The organism is Brevundimonas sp. FV1ye4L (assembly GCF_058681255.1).
In genome coordinates this window covers 917,874-936,705 of the sequence record NZ_CM178734.1, presented here as the reverse complement: position 1 = coordinate 936,705, position 18,832 = coordinate 917,874, and the positions used below count along the sequence as shown (strand labels likewise).

Below are 18,832 nucleotides of genomic sequence, written 5' to 3'. Positions count from 1 at the left end.
TTGATCCCCAACGACACTGATCCATCCACGCACTGCAACATTCCCCTGCCGCCTTCGGGGTTGTCGTTGAACGTGGGATGGGTGATTGTCATTTTTTGAAGACCTTTGCGTCCAGAGTGCTGGAATCAACGTGGAGAAAGCGCGTTTCGGGCCATTTCGGTCCGCACCGCGGGAGTGAGATAAGGGTCTATGACCAAAGCAGCCGGCTCTGACGCCAAAAGCACCCTCTACTGCTCGTTCTGCGGAAAGAGCCAGCACGAGGTCCGCAAACTCATTGCGGGCCCGACCGTGTTCATCTGCGATGAATGTGTCGAACTGTGCATGGACATCATCCGTGAAGAGCACAAGATCGGGTTCAAGAAGACCACCGACGGCGTCCCCACGCCGAAGGAGATCCGCGACGTCCTTGATGACTACGTCATCGGCCAGTCGCACGCCAAGAAGGTCCTCTCGGTCGCGGTCCACAATCACTACAAGCGCCTGAACCACGCGACGAAGAACAACGACGTCGAACTGGCCAAGTCCAACATCATGCTGATCGGCCCCACCGGTTCGGGCAAGACGCTGCTGGCCCAGACCCTGGCCCGAATCATCGACGTGCCCTTCACCATGGCCGACGCCACGACCCTGACCGAAGCCGGTTATGTGGGCGAGGATGTCGAGAACATCATCCTGAAGCTGCTCCAGGCCTCCGACTACAATGTCGAACGGGCCCAGCGCGGCATCGTCTACATCGATGAAATCGACAAGATCAGCCGCAAGTCGGACAATCCCTCCATCACCCGCGACGTCTCGGGCGAGGGTGTGCAGCAGGCCCTGCTGAAGATCATGGAAGGCACCGTCGCCTCCGTGCCCCCGCAAGGCGGCCGCAAGCATCCGCAGCAGGAGTTCCTGCAGGTCGACACCGCCAACATCCTCTTCATCGTCGGCGGCGCCTTCGCCGGCCTTGAGAAGGTGATCTCGGCGCGCGGGGCAGGGGCCTCGATCGGCTTCGGCGCCCAGGTCAAGGAGATCGACGAACGTCGCACCGGCGACATCCTCAAGGGCGTCGAGCCCGACGACCTGATGCGTTTCGGCCTGATCCCCGAGTTCATCGGCCGTCTGCCCGTTCTGGCGACGCTGGAAGACCTGGACGAAACCGCCCTGGTCACCATCCTGACCGAGCCCAAGAACGCCCTGGTCAAACAGTACAAGCGCCTGTTCGAGATGGAGAATGTCGAACTGACCTTCACCGACGACGCCCTGATCGCCGTCGCCAAGAAGGCCATCACCCGCAAGACCGGCGCGCGCGGCCTGCGTTCGATCCTGGAGGGCATTCTGCTCGAAACCATGTTCGAACTGCCGACCTTCGAAGGCGTCGAGGAAGTGGTCGTCAACGCCGAGGTCATCGACGGCAAGGCCCAGCCCCTGCTGATCTATTCCGAAGCCTCCAAGAAAAAGGCCGACGGCGCCGCCTGATCAGGCATCGCCTTCGCACTAAAATGAAGGGCCGGAGCGACAACGCTCCGGCCTTTTTTTCACCTCCCCGTCGGCGAAGGCGAACGGGGAGGACAGGCGGGAGCGTCAGCGAACGCCAGGAGGGGGCGACCCGGTGTCTGAAGCTGGTCCGGTCATCACCACCGCCAGCGTCGCCCCCTCCTGGTCGCAAGCGCGACCTGTCCTCCCCCCGCGCCTTCGCGCGCGGAGAGGTGACGCCAGCCTTCCCCCTCTTTCGTCATTCCGGGCGAAGCGCAGCGGAGACCCGGAACCCAGCGGCGCGCGAGAGCGCGAACCTGTCGCGGACTCGCTGTTCCAACATCGTGCGGCTTACAGATTTCGCCTTCGGCGCCGCTGGGTTCCGGGTCTGCGGGCCAAGCGGCCCTTCGCCCGGAATAACGAAAGAGAAGAGGCTGCGCGCACAATGACGCTGCCTCGACCTCAAAGAATACAACGCTCTAACAGAATCTCACCCCCCTCTTCTAACCACCCCTCAAAACGCGCGCATACTCCTGTCGGTCTCGTCGCTAGGAGGGCTCGTAAGGCCTGCGACCTTGCGGCGGCGGGAGCGTAGGGATCAGGGGCGGGGGTGGGATTCCCCCGCGCCGCATGACGGTGCATCGGTGGGCTCATCCCGCGCAGAAACGTCGGCGGAGGACTCGGGGTTAGGAACCCGGTCGCACTCGGGACGATCCTTCGCAGGGATCGCCGACCTGACGCAGGCCATGGGGAAGAGGCATCACAACTGCCGCTTCAATATCCCCGGCCGGCAGAAACACCCTGCGCGCGGAGCGTCTGTCTTCGTCGAAACGGTAAAACTAAATCACTCCGGGCGAGGCCCGGCGCTCCGTCCTGCCCTCCACACTTCGCAGCGAAAGCGCGTCGGCGCCTCCGCTCGCCCGGCGTCACGCGATGCGCCCAAACCACGCAGATGTGGGCGGTTCGGCCGTCACGCTTGAACCGGGGCGGTTTCAAACCACATACTCATCCGAACGCCGTCGGAATCGACGGGCCGTCATGCGCCGGTCGGGCCTCTTGCCCGATCGACCGTGGCGGCGGGCCGGCGATCATCAATGGCCCAGGAGTACGCATCCATGACTGAATCCAAGATCCTGCCCGTCCTGCCGCTGCGCGACATCGTCGTCTTCCCGCACATGGTCGTGCCGCTCTTCGTCGGCCGCGAGAAGTCGGTGAAGGCCCTCGACGAGATCATGAAGGGCGACAAGCAGATCCTTCTGGCCACCCAGAAGAACAGCGTCGACGACGACCCGTCGCCGGACGCCATCTATCCCATCGGCGTCCTGGCCAGCGTGCTGCAGCTGCTGAAACTGCCCGACGGCACCGTCAAGGTCCTGGTCGAGGGCAAGGGCCGCGCGCGCCTGACCCGCTTCACCGATCGTGAGGACTATTTCGAGGCCGAGGCCGTCGAGATCGAGGACGAGCCGGGCGAGGCCTCCCAGGCCGAGGCCATGCTGCGCGCCGTGGTCGAGCAGTTCGAGAACTATGTGAAGCTGAACAAGAAGGTCCCGCCCGAGGCCCTCAGCTCGATCCCCCAGATCACCGACGCCTCCAAGCTGGCCGACTCGGTCGCCGCCCATCTGTCGGTCAAGATCGCCGATAAACAGGGCCTGCTGGAAACCATCGACGTGCCCAAGCGGCTGGAGAAGGTCTACGGTCTGATGGAGGGCGAAATCTCCGTCCTCCAGGTCGAGAAGAAGATCCGCTCGCGCGTGAAGCGCCAGATGGAGAAGACCCAGCGCGAATATTATCTGAACGAGCAGATGAAGGCGATCCAGCGCGAGCTGGGCGAGACCGACGACTCGCGCGACGAGGTCATGGAGCTGGAGAAGCGCATCCGCAAGACGCGCCTGTCCAAGGAGGCGCGCACCAAGGCCGAGGCCGAGGTCAAGAAGCTGCGCAACATGTCGCCGATGTCGGCCGAATCGACCGTGGTCCGCAACTATCTCGACTGGCTGCTGTCCGTGCCGTGGGGCAAGGCCAAGCAGAAGACGATCGACCTCAACAAGGCGGAGGAGATCCTTGAGGAGGACCACTTCGGCCTGGAGAAGGTCAAGGAACGGATCATCGAATATCTGGCCGTCCAGGCCCGCACCGGCAGCCTGAAGGGGCCGATCCTCTGCCTCGTCGGCCCTCCCGGCGTCGGCAAGACCTCGCTGGCCAAGTCCATCGCCAAGGCGACCGGGCGTGAATATGTCCGCATGTCGCTGGGCGGCGTGCGCGACGAGAGCGAGATCCGCGGTCACCGCCGGACCTATATCGGCTCCATGCCCGGCAAGATCATCCAGTCGATGAAGAAGGCCAAGACCACCAACGCCTTCGTCTTGCTGGACGAGATCGACAAGCTGGGGTCCGACTGGCGCGGCGACCCGTCCTCGGCCCTGCTCGAGGTGCTGGATCCGGCTCAGAACTCGACCTTCGGCGACCACTATCTGGAGGTCGACTACGACCTGTCCCAGGTCATGTTCGTGACGACCGCGAACAGCCTGAACATGCCGCAGCCGCTGATGGACCGGATGGAGATCATCCGGGTCTCGGGCTACACCGAGGACGAGAAGGTTGAGATCGCCAAGCGTCACGTCCTGCCCAAGCAACTGACCGACCATGGTCTGAAGCCGGGCGAGCTGGTCATTCCGGAAGACACGATCCGCGACCTGATCCGCTACTACACTCGTGAAGCCGGCGTGCGCTCACTGGAACGCGCCCTGGGCGGTCTGGCCCGCAAGGCCGTGCGCGAGATGGCCAAGACCAAGGTCGCCTCGATCACCGTCGATGCGGACAGGCTGGCCGAATATGCGGGCGTGAAGAAGTTCCGCTACGGCGAGACGGACGAAGAGGATCAGGTCGGCATCGTCACCGGTCTGGCCTGGACCGAGTTCGGCGGCGACATTCTCACGATTGAAGCCATCAAGATGCCGGGCCGCGGCCGCATGACCGTGACCGGCAACTTGAAGGAGGTCATGAAGGAGTCCATCTCCGCCGCCGCCTCATACGTCCGGTCCCGCGCCCTCGATTTCGGCGTCAAGCCGCCGGTGTTCGAGAAGACCGACATCCACGTCCACGTGCCGGACGGCGCCACGCCCAAGGACGGCCCGTCCGCCGGCGTCGCCATGACCGTGGCCATGGTCTCGGTCCTGACCGGAATCCCCATCCGCAAGGACATCGCCATGACCGGCGAGATCACCCTGCGCGGCCGGGTCACCGCCATCGGCGGCCTGAAGGAGAAACTGCTCGCGGCCCTCCGCTCGGGCGTCAAGACGGTGCTGATCCCGCAGGAGAACGAGAAGGACCTGGCCGACGTGCCCGACAATGTGAAGTCGGCGTTGGAGATCGTGCCGATCTCCACGGCGGACGAAGCCCTGAAATGGGCCCTGATCGGTCCATTGACTCCGGTCGAATGGGACGAGGCCGCCGAGCCTCTGCCTGCGCCTGTTCCGCCGCTTGAAGGGGCGACGGCGACCGTCAGCCACTGAGACCCGACTTAAGTCGAATGCTAAACGCCGCCGACATTCATGTCGGCGGCGTTTTCGCTTTTGACGCGAGCGCCAATCCGCCGTTTACTGACGGTCAAGGGGAGGACGACATGACAAAAGCCGAACTTATCGGCCGCATGGCCGCAGCCGCGAACATCAGCCGTGATCAGGCCAAGACGGCGCTCGAAGCCTTCACCGAGGGCGTGGTGGAGGCCCTGACCCAGGGGCGAGACGTCAAGCTGATCGGCTTCGGCAGTTTCACCCCGATCGATCGCAAGGCCGGCGTGGCCCGCAACCCCCAGACCGGCGAGGCCGTCGTCCGCGCCGCCTCCCGGACCGCGCGCTTTCGCCCCGGCGAGGGTCTGAAAAGCGCCTTGAACGGCTGACGGTCGCAGGGCATAAGCCCGCTTCGGTCCAAGGGCGGCTAGCTCAGCTGGTCAGAGCATCTCGTTTACACCGAGAGGGTCGGCGGTTCGAACCCGTCGCCGCCTACCACCGTCCTGGGAACGGCCGTGCCGACGGTGTTCCGATTGTCCCCGCCTCTTTGCCTTAGGGTTTGAAACCGCCGATGCCGGCGATGGCGAGCCGAGCGGCGGGAAGGGCGGTCTCGGCAAAGCTGAAGCGCATGTAACGGGCTGTTCTGGGGCCGGCGAAGGCGACCCTCTGGGTGGAGAGGGCGTAGGCGATGTTGGACAGTTCGCCGGTCGCCTCGGGCGTCCATCGGGTTCCGTCGGTGCTGAGTTCGACGCGGTAGCCGCGCGGAGGCGCCGCGCCCCGGATGGGATGGCGGGCCGGGGTCAGGCTGAAGCCGCCCAGATCCTGGACCGCGCCCAGGTCGAGGGTAACGGTCGCCGGTTGAGACGGCGTCGGCGCAGGCAGGATCCAGGCGGTGGAGACCTCGGTATCGAGCAGGGCCTCGGCGCCCAGGGCGCTGGCGTCTGCGATGCGCCAGCCGGCGGTGGACAGGACCTTCGGATCACTGGACGCCACCGGCGGGACGGCGACGGGCGCGACCGAACGGAAGACAGAGAATTCGCTGATGGCGGGGCAGGCCGGCGCCTCCAGCACGCGCAGGCGCAGACGACGGGCCTTGATCGGCTGGTCCAGGCGGATGATGCGCTGGGCCGAGATGCACTCGTGCTCGGCCAGGACGCGCCAGGCGCCGTCCACCTCGGCCTCGACGGCGAAACGGGTGACGCGCACGCCGAGCGGCAGATATTCGCGCAGGCGGATCAGGTCGAAGCTCTGTTCAGACGCCAGGTCCAGCGTCAGGGTGGGGGTGACGACGTCGTCGGGCGTGGACCAGTAGGTTTCGCGGTCGCCGTCCAGCACGCGGGCAGGCTCATAGCCGGAGCCGCGAACATGGCTGGCCGAGACGGCGGCGCCGTCCGCCAGATTGACGGCGAAACTGGCCCGGATCGCATCGCCGAAGCTTTTCAGGATGCGGACATCCTGATCCGGGATGCGGCCGCGCCGGTCGGGCGGGATGTTCAGGTTCATATTGGTGCCGCGCCCGACCGAGGTGTCGAAATAGCGGACCAGATTGGCGGGGCTGCGGACCTTGGCGTCCTCGTCGGCGTGGAAGAACCAGCCGGGGCGGATCGAGGTGTTGGTCTCGGCCGGCCACCACAGGGGGGCGCCGCGCACGCCCGAATTGCCCTCGCTCTGGACATAGGGATGGGCGGGCATGGTCGGCCAGCAGGGGTCGCCGGCGATCCCGTCCTCGTTGCCCACCCAGCGGATGTCGGCGCCCATGGGATCGAAGGTGCAGGCCATCGGCTGATGGCTGTGGACCAGGGCGACGATCGAGGGCCAGTTGTAATAGGCGGGGGCGTCGATCTGGCGCGTTTCACGCGCGCCGCCGTAATAGCCGTCGCCGCCATTGGCGCCGTCGAACCAGAACTCGAACAGCTCGCCGTAGCGGGTGCACAGCTCGACCACATGTTTGCGGAAATAGTCGATATAGGCGGGGCGGCCGTATTCGGCGTGGTTGCGATCCCACGGCGACAGATAGATGCCGAAGCCCATGCCCGCCCGGCGACAGGCGGCGGCGACTTCGCCGACGATATCGCCCTTGCCGTCCTTGTAGGGGCTGTTGCGGATGCAATGCTCGGTCAGCGTCGTCGGCCACAGGCAGAAGCCGTCGTGGTGTTTGGCGACCAGGATGACGCCCTTCAGATTGCCGGCCTGGGCGGCGGCGACGATCTGGTCCGCATCGAAATCGGTCGGGTTGAACATTGAAGGAGATTCGTCGCCGTAGCCCCATTCCTTGTCCGTGAAGGTGTTCATGGCGAAGTGGACGAAGGCGTATTGCTCGCGCTGGTGCCACTGCCACTGGCGGGCAGAGGGAACCGCGCCCCAGGGGGCGGGCGGGGCCACGCGCGCCGAAGCGCGAGCGGGCAGGGCCAAGGGGGCGGCGGCCAGGGCGACGCCGGCGGCGATCAGGGAGCGACGGTCGAGGGTCATGCGGCTTTTCCGAAAGAAGGCGGGCGGTCGGCGAGGGCGAGGCCGAAGTCGAGGTTAGGCCGGGGCCCCATGGTGAAGGACAGGGTTCCGCCGCGCACGAGCTCGGCGTGGGAGATCCAGGCCTTCGTCCAGGGGCGGCCACGCCAGCGGACCGACTGGACATAGGCGTGATCCGGGGCGTTGTTCCGCGCCTCGATCACCAGGGTGCGGTCGCCGCCGAGAGAGACCTGGGCGCGATCAAACAGCGGCGAACCGAAGACATAGGCCGCCTCGACCGGATCGACCGGATAGAGGCCCAGGGCGGAGAAGACGAACCAGGCGCTCATCTGGCCGCAGTCGTCGTTGCCGATGATCCCGTCGGGGGCGTTGCGATACATCTCGGTGCAGAGGCGACGCACCATCGCCTGGGTCTTCCAGGGCGCGCCGACATAGGCATAGAGGTAGGGCGCGTGCTGATCGGGCTCGTTGCCGTGGGCGTACTGGCCGACCAGACCGGCGATGTCGGGCGGGGCGTTGGCGGGCAGGGTCGAGGGCGCGGAGAAGAGGGCGTCGAGTTTGGCCTCGAACACGGCGTCGCCGCCGAGGTGGCCGATCAGGCCGTAGATGTCGTGCTGGTTGAGGAAGGTCGCTTGCCACCCGTTGGCCTCGGTGTAGTCGCGCCAGTCGGGCCGGGGCATGTGGCCCAGCTGGATCGGGTCATAGGGCGTCCACCAGCCGCCGTCGGCGAAACGGGGCCGGGCGAAACCAATGGCCGGATCAATGACGCCGCGCCAATTGCCAGAGCGCTGGACCAGGCGGCGGGCCTCGGCCTCAGCGCCGGCGGCGCGGGCGATATGGGAGGCCGCCCAGTCGTCATAGGCGTATTCCTGGGTCCGGCTGACGCTCTCGCCCACCTTGTCGGCGGGGATGTAGCCCAACTGGTCGTACAGGGCGCGGCCCCGGCTGTTGGCGAGGTCGGGCGCGCTGAAATCGAAGCTGCGCCGCGCGATGGCGGGCCAGGCGGCGGCGTAATCGGCGACGATCCCCTTGGCCATGGCCTCGGCCAGAACGGGCACGGCGTGCCAGCCGATCATGGTGCCGGTCTCGACGCCCTGAAGCGGCCAGACGGGCGGACCGTAGGCGCTCTGCTGGGTCTGGCGGATCAGATCGCCGACCAGGCTGCGGGCGCGGTCGGGCGCGATGAGGGTCAGCAGCGGATGAACCGCGCGATAGGTGTCCCATAGCGAATAGGTGCTGTAGGCGGCCTCGCCCCGCGGCAGGGTGTGAACCTGGCGGTCCAGCCCGACGTAGCGGCCGTCCACGTCCGAGAACAGGGTCGGGGCCAGCACGGCGTGATAGAGGGCCGAGGACAGGATGGTGCGCTGATCTTTGGACCCGCCTTCCACCCGAATACAGTCCAGGGTCTGGGCCCATTGCGTCAGGGCCGCCTGACGCACCCGGTCGAAGTCCCAGTGCGAGGCCTCGGCCGCCAGATTGGCGCGGGCGCCGGCGACGTCCACGCCCGACAGGGCGCAGCGGACCAGAACCGGGGCGGCGCCGGCGTCCTCATAGTGGAGCACGGCTTTGAGCCGCTTGCCGGTGACGCCCTTAGCGCCGGCGGGCTGTTCCACATCATCGTCGCCGTACAGGACCACCCGGTCGGGCGGGCGCGAGACCTGGAGGGCGAAATAGATCCGCCGCCCCTTGGCCCAGCGATGCACGCGGCGTCCGCCGGTCAGGGTTCCGTCGGCGTCGAGGGCCAGAGACGCCTCGTCGATCAAGGGCCGCGCGCCCGGCCTGTCCGCCACCAGATGGGACAGGTCGACCAGCAGATGGCCTGCGCCCTGGGGGAAGCTATAGCGGTGCCATCCGGTCCGCTCCGTTACCGTCAGCTCGGCCCGGACCCCGGATTCCAGAGTGACGCGATAGTCGCCGGGCAGGGCTTGTTCGTCGGAGAAGCGCTGGCGGTAGCCCTGATCGGGATCGGCCAGCGGGCCGGGCAGGAGTTGGACCGGGCCGGTCGTGGGGACCACCAGGACGTCCAGCATGTCGCCTATGCCCGTGCCCGACAGGTGGGTGTGGCTGAAGCCCTGAATGGAGTCGTCGTCGCGGTGATAGCCAGAGCAGGTCGCCCATCGCTCGACATCGGTGTCCGGCGACAGCTGGACCATGCCGAAGGGCAGGGTCGCGCCGGGATAGGTATGGCCGTCGCCGCCGGTGCCGATGAACAGGTTCGGGCGGGTCGAGGTCGGGCGGGCGGCGAACGCGGGAACAGGCAGGGCGATCAGGGCCGCGGAGGCGAGAAGGGCGCGACGCGAGATCATAGGGTTTCCTGCAACAGCGCAGGCGCCGTCTGGTCGAGGTGGACGATCAGTTCACCGAACAGGCCGTTGGCCCAGGCGAACCAGGACCGGGTGAAACGGGTCGGATCGTCCTGATCGAAGGCCTCGTGCATGAAGCCGGTGGCGGCGTCGGTGTCGCGCAACTGGCGCAGACAGGCCCGGATTACGGCCGGATCGTCGGACGACAGGGCGCGGATGATCAGGGACATGGGCCAGACCTGGCCCAGGCCGACATGGGGCCCGCCTATGCCCTCGGCAGCGCGGCCCTTGAAGAACCAGGGATTGTCGGAGCTCCAGGCCGCATAGCGGGTGCGGCGCCACAGCGGGTCGGCGGGGCTGACGCAGTTCAGATAGGCGAGGCTGGACAGGGAGGGGGCGTTGGCGTCGTCCATGAAGACGGCGTTGCCGAAGCCGTCGACCTCATAGGCCCAGACCTCGCGCCCGTCGCGCAGGCGCATGGTTCCCCATTGGCGCAGGGCGGCCTCGACCTCGTCGGCCAGGGCCGTGGCCTGGGCGGCCAGGGCCGGATCGGGACGAGCCTCGACGGCCAGAGCGGCCAGCTCGCGCAGGGTGGTTACGGCGAACAGGTTGGCGGGGATGAGGAAGGGATAGAGACAGGCGTCGTCCGACGGGCGGAAGGCCGAATGGATCAGGCCGACCGGACGGGTCGGATTGCCCTGGCCCCACAGCAGGGTCTCGGTCGGCTGGTTGGCCTTGCGCCGGAAACGATAGGGGCCGGGGCCGTCCTTGCGCTGCTGTTCGCGCAGGGTCCGAACGGACGCCGCCGCCGCTGCGGCCCAGGTCGCGTCGAAGGGGCGCTGGTCGCGGGTCTGGCGCCAATAGCCGTAGGCGAGACGGATCGGATAGCAGAGGGAATCGATCTCCCATTTCCGCTCGGCCACGCCGGGCTTCATCTCCGTCTCGTCGGACAGGGCCCATTCAAGATTCGAGGCGGCCGACGGGTCTTCCATGAAGGCGTTGGCGTAGGGGTCGATCAGGATCGAGCGCGCCTGGCGGGCAATCAGTCCCCGGAAGACGTCGGCCAGGGCGGGGTCGCGGTTCGCCAGATTCAGATAGGGCTTCAGCTGCGCCGCCGAGTCCCGCAGCCACAGGCAGGGGATGTCGCCGGTGATGACGAAGGCGTCGGGCGCGCCGTCGACCTGAGACATCCGCACGGTGGTGTCGAGAGTGTTCGGATAGCAGTTGGCGAACATCCATCGCAGCTTGGGATCGGCAATCCGGGCCGAGACGCGCTGGATTTCCGCTTCGACGGCGACGCTGGTGAAACGGCGATCCGACACGGCGGGGCGGCGGCTGATGAAGGGGGCGGCGGGGGGCGCTGCGAGCGCCGGGGCAGCGGCCAAGGCGGCGCCCGTGGCGAGAAGGGCGCGTCGGGTCGGGATCATTTCGGCAACTCCACGGGTTGGCCGGTGACGACGAACTGGGTCCAGACGCCGTCGGCGTCGCCCGGCTGACCGCCGCCCAGCCAAAGACGATAGGCGCCCGGCAGGACGCGGCGCGTACCCGTGCGGTCCACGCTGCTCATGGCGCGCGGGTCGATGGTCAGTCTGACCTCGCGGGTCTGGCCCGGCGCGACGGACACCCGCGCGAATCCGGCCAGCTGACGTTGCAGCACCGGGTCGGTCAGATTGCCCTCGCGTCCGGCGTCGGGCGGCAGGAGATAGGCCTGGACGACGTCCTCGCCCGAGCGCGCGCCGGTGTTGCGGAGCGAGACGGCGACCTCAAGCGGCTGGCCCGCGCCGATCGTCTCGGGGAGGCGGGGCGGCTGATAGGCGAAGCGGGTGTAGCTGAGGCCGTGACCGAAGGACCAGGCGGGCGTGCCCGTGAAGTAGCGGTAGGTCCGCTCCTTCATGCCGTAGTCGGTGAAGGCCGGGAGGTCGGCGCTGGAGGCGTAGATCGTCACCGGCAGACGGCCGGACGGATTGACGTCGCCGCTGAGGACGGAAGCCAGGGCGGTTCCGCCCTCGACGCCGGGGTACCAGAGTTGCAGGACCGCCTCGGGCTTTAGGTCGCCCAGCGACACCGCGCTGCCAGAGGCGATGACCACCACCAGGGGCTTGCCGGTCGCGGCCAGCGCCTTCAGCAGGTCGATCTGGGGCTCGGGCAGGATCACCTCGGAGCGGTCGCCGCCGACGAAGCCGGGGGCCGAGACGCGCAGGGCCTCGCCTTCCAGATCGGGCGCCAGGCCGACCACGGCGACCACGACGTCAGACGCCGCCGCTGCGGCCACGGCTTCGGCGCGTTGAACCTCGGCGGGGGCGATCCAGCGCAGCCGAATCCCTTCGTCGCCGCCGTTGTGGTCCAGCTCCAGCCGGATTTCGGAAGGCCGGTCGCCGGCGACTCCGACCTCAAGGCCAGAGCCGCCGATGATGCTGTCGATCTGTTTGACGCCGTCGACCCAGAGCCGCACGGCGTCATGCGCCGGGCAGGCGTGCCAGCAGGCGGGGCCGTCGATCATCAGGCGATAGCGGCCGGGGGCAGGGGGCGTAAACAGGCCGGTCCAGCGCGCCTTGAACGGCGCGGTCTTGGTCAGGTTCAGGTCGATGCGGCGGTCGTGGCCGCTGCGGATCACGCGGCCGTCGCCGTCGCGGACCTCGACCTCCAGCCCCGGTCGGCCGCCGCTGCTCAGCGCCGTTTCGGGCAGGACGACCGGGGTGTTCTCGGCCAGAGGACCGCCCTGGGCGTAAGAGATCCGTGCCGCACCGAAGCGCGCCCGCAGACCTTCCAGCGGCGTGACCGGATCGATGGCCGCGCCGTGGTAATTGCCCTCGAGCACATTGAGGTCGTCGGCGTTGGCGCCGATGACCGCGATCTTCTGGTTCTGCAGGGGCAGAAGGTCCGTGCTGTTTTCGAGCAGGACGATGGATTTTTCGGCGGCTTCGCGCGCCAGGGCGCGGTGTTCGGCCGTGCCCACGGCTGTCGCGGGGATCGAGTCCCAGGGAGAGCGGCCGTCGACGACGGCGCCCAGGGCGCGTCGGGCGGCGAGGGCCCGATCCAGGGCGGCGTCCACCACGGCTTCATCGACCAGACCCGCGCGCACGGCGGCGGGCAGGGCGCGATAGGCGCCGCCGCAGTTGATGTCGGTGCCGCCCTTCAGGGCGGCGGCGGCGGCGTGGGCGGCGTCGGGCTGGCTGTAATGAAACAGATAGATGTTGGCCACGGCGTCGCAGTCCGACACCGTCACGCCGGTAAAGCCCCAGTCGCCCCGCAGCCGGTCGACCATAAGGGCCGAGGAGGCGCAGACGGGCGTGCCGTGGATGGCGTTGTAGGCGCACATCAGGGACTGGGCCTTGCCGTCCACCACCGAGGCGCGGAAGGCGGGCAGATAGGTGGCCTCAAGGTCATGCGGCGAGACATTGACGGAGAAGCTGTCGCGACCTGCCTCGGGCCCTGAGTGTACCGCCAGATGTTTGGGCGCGGCGATGACCTTGGGATGGTCCGGGTCCGGCCCCTGTAGCCCCTGGACGAAGGCGACGCCGAGGCGGCCGGTCAGATAGGGGTCTTCGCCATAGGTCTCCTGGCCCCGGCCCCAGCGCGGATCGCGGAAGATGTTGATGTTGGGGGACCAGAGGGTCAGGCCCTCGAACAGGTCGCGACCGGCATTGGTCGGGCGCGCGTTCCATTTTGCGCGAGCTTCGGTGGAGGTGACGTCGCCGACGCGCTGCACCAGATCGACGTCCCAGGTCGCGGCCAGGCCGATGGCCTGGGGGAAGACCGTGGCCTGGCCGTTGCGGGCCAGGCCGTGCAGGCCCTCGTTCCACCAGTCATAGGCGGGCAGCCCCAGCAGGGGCTCGGCCGGAGCGGCGTTCATCAGCTGGGCCGCCTTGCGTTCCAGCGTCAGGCCTTCGCCGGAAGAGGCCGGAGCCGAGGCGTCCGAGGGGGCGCAGGCGGCGCAGTTGACCGATTGGGCCGCTGCGGGGGCGGCGAGGCCAGCCGCCATCAGCAAGGCCAGAATTGCAGTGCTGTGTCTCATGGTTGGGCCAGGGTGCGAAGGGTGAGGGCCTGACGCAGAGCCTGCGGATCTGCGGCGCTGTCCACCGTCACCGTCACGCTCTCGCCGGGCAGAAGATCGAATCCGTTGTCGGACGGGGTCGCGGCGACGACGCCGAAATCGATCATGACCGCGCGCGCCAGATTGGCGGCGGTGACGGTCAGGCGGTCGCCGTCCCAGCGGGTCGATAGACCGGGGGCGGGATAGGCCATGTCCTTGGGCTCGGCCCGTTCGATGACGGCGCGGCTGACGCGGCGTCCGTCCAGCCTCAGTTCGGCGACGGCGTAGCTGCTCTGGGCCGGGGCGGCGCCGAACAACTCGGCGTCGTCAATATTGACGACATCGACGGCCGACAGCGGGTCCAGGGTCACGGCGCCGCCGCGCTCGGCCAGAACCTGGCCGTCCATTGTCAGGGTGCGCAGGGTCCAGCGACCGGCCACCGGGGTCGTGGCGTCGGACACCAGGGCGATCCGGGTCTGTTCGGCGCGGCGTTCGGCGACGATGGCCTGGGGCGCGAAGAAGCGGCGGGCGGCGTGGTGCAGCAGCTTGGGCCGGCCGTACCAGTCGATGCTGGACCAGGAGACGGCCGGCCAGGTGTCGTTCAGCTGCCAGTACAGCGAGCCCATGGTCACCGGGCGGCAGGCGCGGTGGTGCAGGGCCGCCGTGCGGATGGCGTCGGCCTGCATCACCTGGCTGAGATAGACCAGGTCGGCGAAGTCGCGCGGCGTGCGGTGATGCTGGGCCAGATAGAAGAGGATGCGGGCGTTGCCTTCACCCGAGAGGAACTTCTGGTGCGCCTTCATCACCGGACTGTCGGCGTTCAGGTCTGTGGTGCCGGCGAAGGCGGCGATGGTGGCCAGGCCTGGCATGGCCTGGAAGCCGTACTCCGACATGAAGCGCGGGCAGCTGTCGGTATAGCGTTCGATGGGCTTCGAGCCCGACCAGACGTCCCAGAAGTGGCGGTCGCCGTCCCGGTCGGTGTCCGTGGGGGTCTCGTAGTCGGTCGAGGGCGAGCCGGGCCAGTAGGGCACGTCGGCGTCACCGCGCGTCACCGCCTCACGCAGGACCCGGTCGAACAGAACCGCCATATGGGTTCCGATCCGTTCCTGCTCGTCCGGCCCGACCGCCCGTTTGAAGGCCTTGCGGTCGGACCAGTTTTCCCAGCCGGACAGGACCTCGTTATTGCCGGCCCAGATGACCAGGGACGGGTGGGCCTGCAGCCGTTCGACCTGTTCCGTCGCCTCGATCGCCACATTGTCGCGGAAGTCGGCGCCGGGGGGCGTGACGGCGCCGCCGAACATGAAGTCCTGCCAGACCATCAGGCCCAGTTCGTCGGCGACCTCGTAGAAGGCCTCGTCGGGATAATAGCCGCCGCCCCAGACGCGGATCATGTTCATATTGGCGTCGGCGGCCATACGCAGCACGTGCGCCTGATCCTGGCGGCTGACCCGGGCGGGGAAGTTGTCGAACGGGATAAGATTGGCGCCCTTCATGAAGATGGGCACGCCGTTGATCTTGAGCCCGAAACCGCCGTCGTCGCGCATCAGTTCGACGGTGCGTAGCCCTGTGCGTTTCGAGGCGCGGTCGCTGTCGCGGCCGTCTTCGACGAGGGTCGCCGTGACGGTGTAGAGCGGCTGGTCGCCATAGCCGATCGGCTGCCAGCGACGCGGGGCCGCGATACTCACCGGGACCGAAAGCCGGTTGGCGCCGGGGGCGAGGCCAGCGGGGCGGGTCTGGGTCTGGGTCCGGCCGTCGGGGCCGGTCAGATCGACACGGACCAGCACCGACGTCGCGGTGTCCGCCGTGATGTCGAGGCGGGCGTTGATCCGCGCCTCGGCGTCGGTCACGGACTCCTGGTCGATGGTCAGGGTGTCGATCCGGGCGTCGTCCCAGGCGTCGAGCGACACCGGCCGCCACAGGCCGATGTTGACGATCCGGGGACCCCAGTCCCAGCCGTAATGATATTTGGGCTTGCGGATATAGGGGGAGGTCTGACGACCCTTGGGCTCGTCGCCGAAGGCGCTGTCATACTCGCCGGGCAGGGGATGGGCCTCGGCCAGGACCATGGGCTGAAGCGTGTCGATGGGCGAGGCGAAGGTCACGGTGATCGTATTGGCCCCCAGCTTCAGCAGGGGCTTCGCATCGGCGCGCCAGCGCCGATGGGCGTTGTCCGCCGACAGTAGGACGGTGCCGTTGACCCGAACCGTGGCGAAGGTGTCGAGCCCGTCGAACACCAGATCGAGATGGCCGCGCGCCATCATCTCGGGCGTCACCTCAAGGGTGCGTCGGTATTCCCAGTTGGTCAGTCCGGCCCACTGGATGTCCGCCTCGTTCAGCCCGACGAAGGGGTCGGTGACGAGGCCGGCGGCGATCAGATCCTGCTGCACGCTGCCCGGCGTCCGGGCCGGCAGCCAGCGGGCGGCGCGGGGGTGGGCGCGCACGGCCTCGACGTCGGTGGGGTCGATCCTGAACGACCAGCCGGTGTCGAGCGCGGTGGTCTGGCGTTCGCCGGCGAAGGCGGGGGCCGTGATGGCCCAGGACAGGGCGATGCCTAGTGCGAGTGCGCTGACGCGATTCGATCTCATTGAGCCGCCTCCAGAGTGACGCCGCCGACGGCGTAGAAATAGTCGCCGATGGGGGATGTGAAGGTCATGCACAGGTCGCTGTCAGTCAGGCCGCTGGGCAGGGTTCCCGCGAAACGCATCTGCACGGGCGCGGCGGCGGGATCGGGCAGGGGGAAGGTTCCGACCGGCGTTCCTTCGCATCCGCCGGCGCGGACGATCAGTTCGCCGAACTGGGTCGCGGCGAAATAGTGTTTCATCCGCTTGAAATCATTGGCGATGCCGAAGTTGTAGGGCAGGCGCGCCACGTCGATGTCAAAGCCTTTGGCGACCGAGAGCGGGGCGTTCCGCCAGTTCATGCAGTCGTCGAAGATGTTGGCGTTATAGGCCGGGGCCACCGCGCCGGAATCCGGATCCAGCGGCAGGCGCAGCTCGATCCCGCCCATACAGGCGGACAGGGCGTTGACGTCGGCGGTGAGCAGGGCCGCGGGGCGGGCTTCATAGGCGCGGGGCGCGGCCAGGGCCTGGTCCCCGGCGCCGAACGATGTCGCGCGGATGGTCACGCCCAGGGGCGTGGTCAGGGGCTGGGCATAGGCCGTCGAGGTCGGCGAGGGTTCGGAGCCGTCCAGGGTGTAGCGGATCACGCCCTGTCCGGTCTGGCTGGCCAGGGCGACGGTCGCCTGGCCGGTGCGGACGGCGTCGGAGCGGGCGCCCTGAAGCGTGTAGCCGACGGCGAAGGCGCTGTCGGCGGCGGGCACGCCGGCCCGTTTCCAGCGCGCCATCTGGGGCTCCAGCCGGTCGAGGAAGCCGGGGAAGTCGCGGGTCTGCGAGCCGGACCAGATATTGTCGGCGAAGGCGGCCAGGCGCGGGAAGGTGGCGTGCCACACCAGGGCCGGGGTCGAGAGATATTCCGACCAGGCGTTCATCTGAGCGCCCAGCACATGGTGGCGGTCGGCGGGCGCGATGGCCTGGGGCATGGGGTCGTAGCCATAGACCCGTTCCAGGGTCATGGCCGGATTGGCCGGCCGCATCGGCGGTTCGCCCGGCAGCCAGGACTGGATATTGTCCAGATACAGGATGGGCGCCGGCGACAGGACGACGTCATGTCCCTCGGCCGAGGCTTCGATCGCGCCCTTCTCGCCCTGCCAGGACATGACGGCGGCGGACTGCGGCAGGCCGCCGCCCTCGAGGATTTCGTCCCAGCCGATCAGCACCCGGTCATCGGCCCGCAGATAGGCGTCGAACTCGCGGATCAGCGAGGACTGGAGTGCGTTCTCGGTGGCGATCCCCTGTTCACGCATCAGGGCCTGGACGCGGGGCGAGCGTTTCCACTGGTCCTTGATCGCTTCGTCGCCGCCCAGATGGATGTACTGGCCGGGGAAGATGTCCATGATCTCGTCAAGCACCGCCTTGACGAAGGCGATCCCTTCCGGGCCGGGGTCGAGCAGATAGGGATTGACGCCCCAGTCGCCCGAGACCGGCGGACGGTCGCCGAAGACGCCCAGCTCGGGATAGGAGGCCACGATGGCCTGGGCGTGGCCAGGCAGGTCGATTTCGGGGACGATGGTGACGCCCCGCGCGGCGGCATAGGCGACCAGATCGCGCATCTCGTCCTGAGTATAGAAGCCGCCATAGCGTTTGGGCGGCTCATTTCCGGCCGAAGGCGTGGTGCGCCAGGCGCCGATCCGCGTCAGCTCGGGGTAGCGCTTGATCTCGATGCGCCAGCCCTGGTCGTCGGACAGGTGCAGATGGAGGACGTTCAGCTTGAGCGCCGCCATCTGGTCGATGGAGGTCTTCAGCGCCGAGACCGGTTGGTAGTGGCGCGCCACGTCGGCCATATAGCCCCGCCAGCGATAGGCGGGACGATCCTCGATGACCATGGCCGGGACGGTCACGGGTTGACCGAAGGCGGTGTCGGGCGACAGCAGCTGAGCCAGGGTCATGGCGCCGTACAGCAGGCCCGAATCCGTCGAGGCGGTGATCCGCACTCCGGCGTCCGAAACCTCGAGCCGATAGGCGCCCTCGCCGACGACGCCGGCGTCGCGTTCAAGGCGGACGGCGCCGTTGGTCGCAGTGCGAAGCTCAAGTCCCCGCGTCGTTCGAACCTGATTGATCAGCAGTCGCGCCACGGCGGTCGCGCCCGCGTCCGAAGCGACGATTCCGGCGCCGTTCGTGATGGAGACGCCGCCCGTCGTACGTGTGACCGATGCCGGCATGGGAATCAGCGGCAGGGGCGCGGCGGTCTCGGCTGCAGCCGAGGCTGACGATACGTGAAGAAGGGCCCCCGCCCAAACCGCCGCAATCATGGCTTTCTGCATCATCCCACCCTCTTTGGTCCGATTTTGGTACTGTCGCACGATGGCGCCCTCTCAACGGGGCGTCCAGCCCTATCCGGTGTGACGAATCGTCGTTTTCCAGCGGCTATGCCGCTTAATGGTATTGTGAATTCCCTATTCGCCATGCGAGGACGAACATGGATCGGTTCTGAACCGGTGGCAGGAAGAT

At 67.8% G+C, this 18,832-nt stretch carries 9 protein-coding genes and 1 tRNA gene; 4 read left to right on the top strand and 6 right to left on the bottom strand.

Features of this window, described 5'->3' with window-relative positions; translation table 11 throughout:
- The first annotated feature begins 189 nt into the window (after positions 1 to 189).
- From clpX to ACW17X_RS04440, 4 genes are all read left to right on the top strand, one after another.
- Complete coding sequence (clpX, locus tag ACW17X_RS04455) at positions 190 to 1,458, top strand: ATP-dependent Clp protease ATP-binding subunit ClpX (protein ID WP_008260240.1); 1,269 nt, start codon at positions 190 to 192, stop codon at positions 1,456 to 1,458.
- A gap of 1,112 nt (positions 1,459 to 2,570) precedes the next feature.
- Positions 2,571 to 4,967 carry an endopeptidase La gene (gene lon, locus ACW17X_RS04450; protein ID WP_492099844.1) on the top strand — a complete coding sequence of 799 codons (2,397 nt, stop codon included), beginning with the start codon at positions 2,571 to 2,573 and terminating at the stop codon, positions 4,965 to 4,967.
- A 110-nt stretch (positions 4,968 to 5,077) separates the two neighbouring features.
- Positions 5,078 to 5,353 carry an HU family DNA-binding protein gene (locus ACW17X_RS04445; RefSeq protein WP_492099843.1) on the top strand — a complete coding sequence of 92 codons (276 nt, stop codon included), beginning with the start codon at positions 5,078 to 5,080 and terminating at the stop codon, positions 5,351 to 5,353.
- 32 nt (positions 5,354 to 5,385) lie between these two features.
- Positions 5,386 to 5,462 (top strand) — tRNA-Val (locus ACW17X_RS04440).
- Between the two features lie 54 nt (positions 5,463 to 5,516).
- Here ACW17X_RS04440 and ACW17X_RS04435 read toward each other — a convergent pair.
- The 6 genes from ACW17X_RS04435 to ACW17X_RS04410 are packed head-to-tail and all read right to left on the bottom strand — an operon-like array spanning position 5,517 to position 18,648.
- Positions 5,517 to 7,433 (bottom strand): alpha-L-fucosidase, encoded by a 1,917-nt coding sequence (locus ACW17X_RS04435; RefSeq protein WP_492099842.1) that lies wholly within the window; start codon positions 7,431 to 7,433, stop codon positions 5,517 to 5,519.
- Positions 7,430 to 9,736, bottom strand: coding sequence for a GH92 family glycosyl hydrolase (locus ACW17X_RS04430; protein ID WP_492099841.1), 2,307 nt, complete (start codon positions 9,734 to 9,736; stop codon positions 7,430 to 7,432). Before ACW17X_RS04430 ends, ACW17X_RS04435 begins: the two co-directional genes overlap by 4 nt.
- On the bottom strand, positions 9,733 to 11,160 hold the full coding sequence (locus tag ACW17X_RS04425) for a glycoside hydrolase family 125 protein (protein WP_492099840.1): 1,428 nt from the start codon (positions 11,158 to 11,160) through the stop codon (positions 9,733 to 9,735). The genes ACW17X_RS04430 and ACW17X_RS04425 overlap by 4 nt, the downstream gene beginning before the upstream one ends.
- Positions 11,157 to 13,748, bottom strand: coding sequence for a glycoside hydrolase family 3 C-terminal domain-containing protein (locus tag ACW17X_RS04420; protein WP_492099839.1), 2,592 nt, complete (start codon positions 13,746 to 13,748; stop codon positions 11,157 to 11,159). The genes ACW17X_RS04425 and ACW17X_RS04420 overlap by 4 nt, the downstream gene beginning before the upstream one ends.
- The gene (locus ACW17X_RS04415; protein WP_492099838.1) at positions 13,745 to 16,351 is read right to left on the bottom strand and encodes a beta-mannosidase; all 2,607 of its coding nucleotides are present in this window, start codon (positions 16,349 to 16,351) and stop codon (positions 13,745 to 13,747) included. The genes ACW17X_RS04420 and ACW17X_RS04415 overlap by 4 nt, the downstream gene beginning before the upstream one ends.
- Positions 16,348 to 18,648 carry a beta-N-acetylhexosaminidase gene (locus tag ACW17X_RS04410; RefSeq protein WP_492099837.1) on the bottom strand — a complete coding sequence of 767 codons (2,301 nt, stop codon included), beginning with the start codon at positions 18,646 to 18,648 and terminating at the stop codon, positions 16,348 to 16,350. Before ACW17X_RS04410 ends, ACW17X_RS04415 begins: the two co-directional genes overlap by 4 nt.
- Positions 18,649 to 18,832 lie beyond the last annotated feature (184 nt).

Bases quoted from the DNA above. Each gene is read 5' to 3' on its own strand.
- clpX (WP_008260240.1), top strand. From the start codon at position 190: ATGACCAAAGCAGCCGGCTCTGACGCCAAAAGCACCCTCTACTGCTCG.
- lon (WP_492099844.1), top strand. From the start codon at position 2,571: ATGACTGAATCCAAGATCCTGCCCGTCCTGCCGCTGCGCGACATCGTC.
- ACW17X_RS04445 (WP_492099843.1), top strand. From the start codon at position 5,078: ATGACAAAAGCCGAACTTATCGGCCGCATGGCCGCAGCCGCGAACATC.
- ACW17X_RS04435 (WP_492099842.1), bottom strand. From the start codon at position 7,433: ATGACCCTCGACCGTCGCTCCCTGATCGCCGCCGGCGTCGCCCTGGCC.
- ACW17X_RS04430 (WP_492099841.1), bottom strand. From the start codon at position 9,736: ATGATCTCGCGTCGCGCCCTTCTCGCCTCCGCGGCCCTGATCGCCCTG.
- ACW17X_RS04425 (WP_492099840.1), bottom strand. From the start codon at position 11,160: ATGATCCCGACCCGACGCGCCCTTCTCGCCACGGGCGCCGCCTTGGCC.
- ACW17X_RS04420 (WP_492099839.1), bottom strand. From the start codon at position 13,748: ATGAGACACAGCACTGCAATTCTGGCCTTGCTGATGGCGGCTGGCCTC.
- ACW17X_RS04415 (WP_492099838.1), bottom strand. From the start codon at position 16,351: ATGAGATCGAATCGCGTCAGCGCACTCGCACTAGGCATCGCCCTGTCC.
- ACW17X_RS04410 (WP_492099837.1), bottom strand. From the start codon at position 18,648: ATGATGCAGAAAGCCATGATTGCGGCGGTTTGGGCGGGGGCCCTTCTT.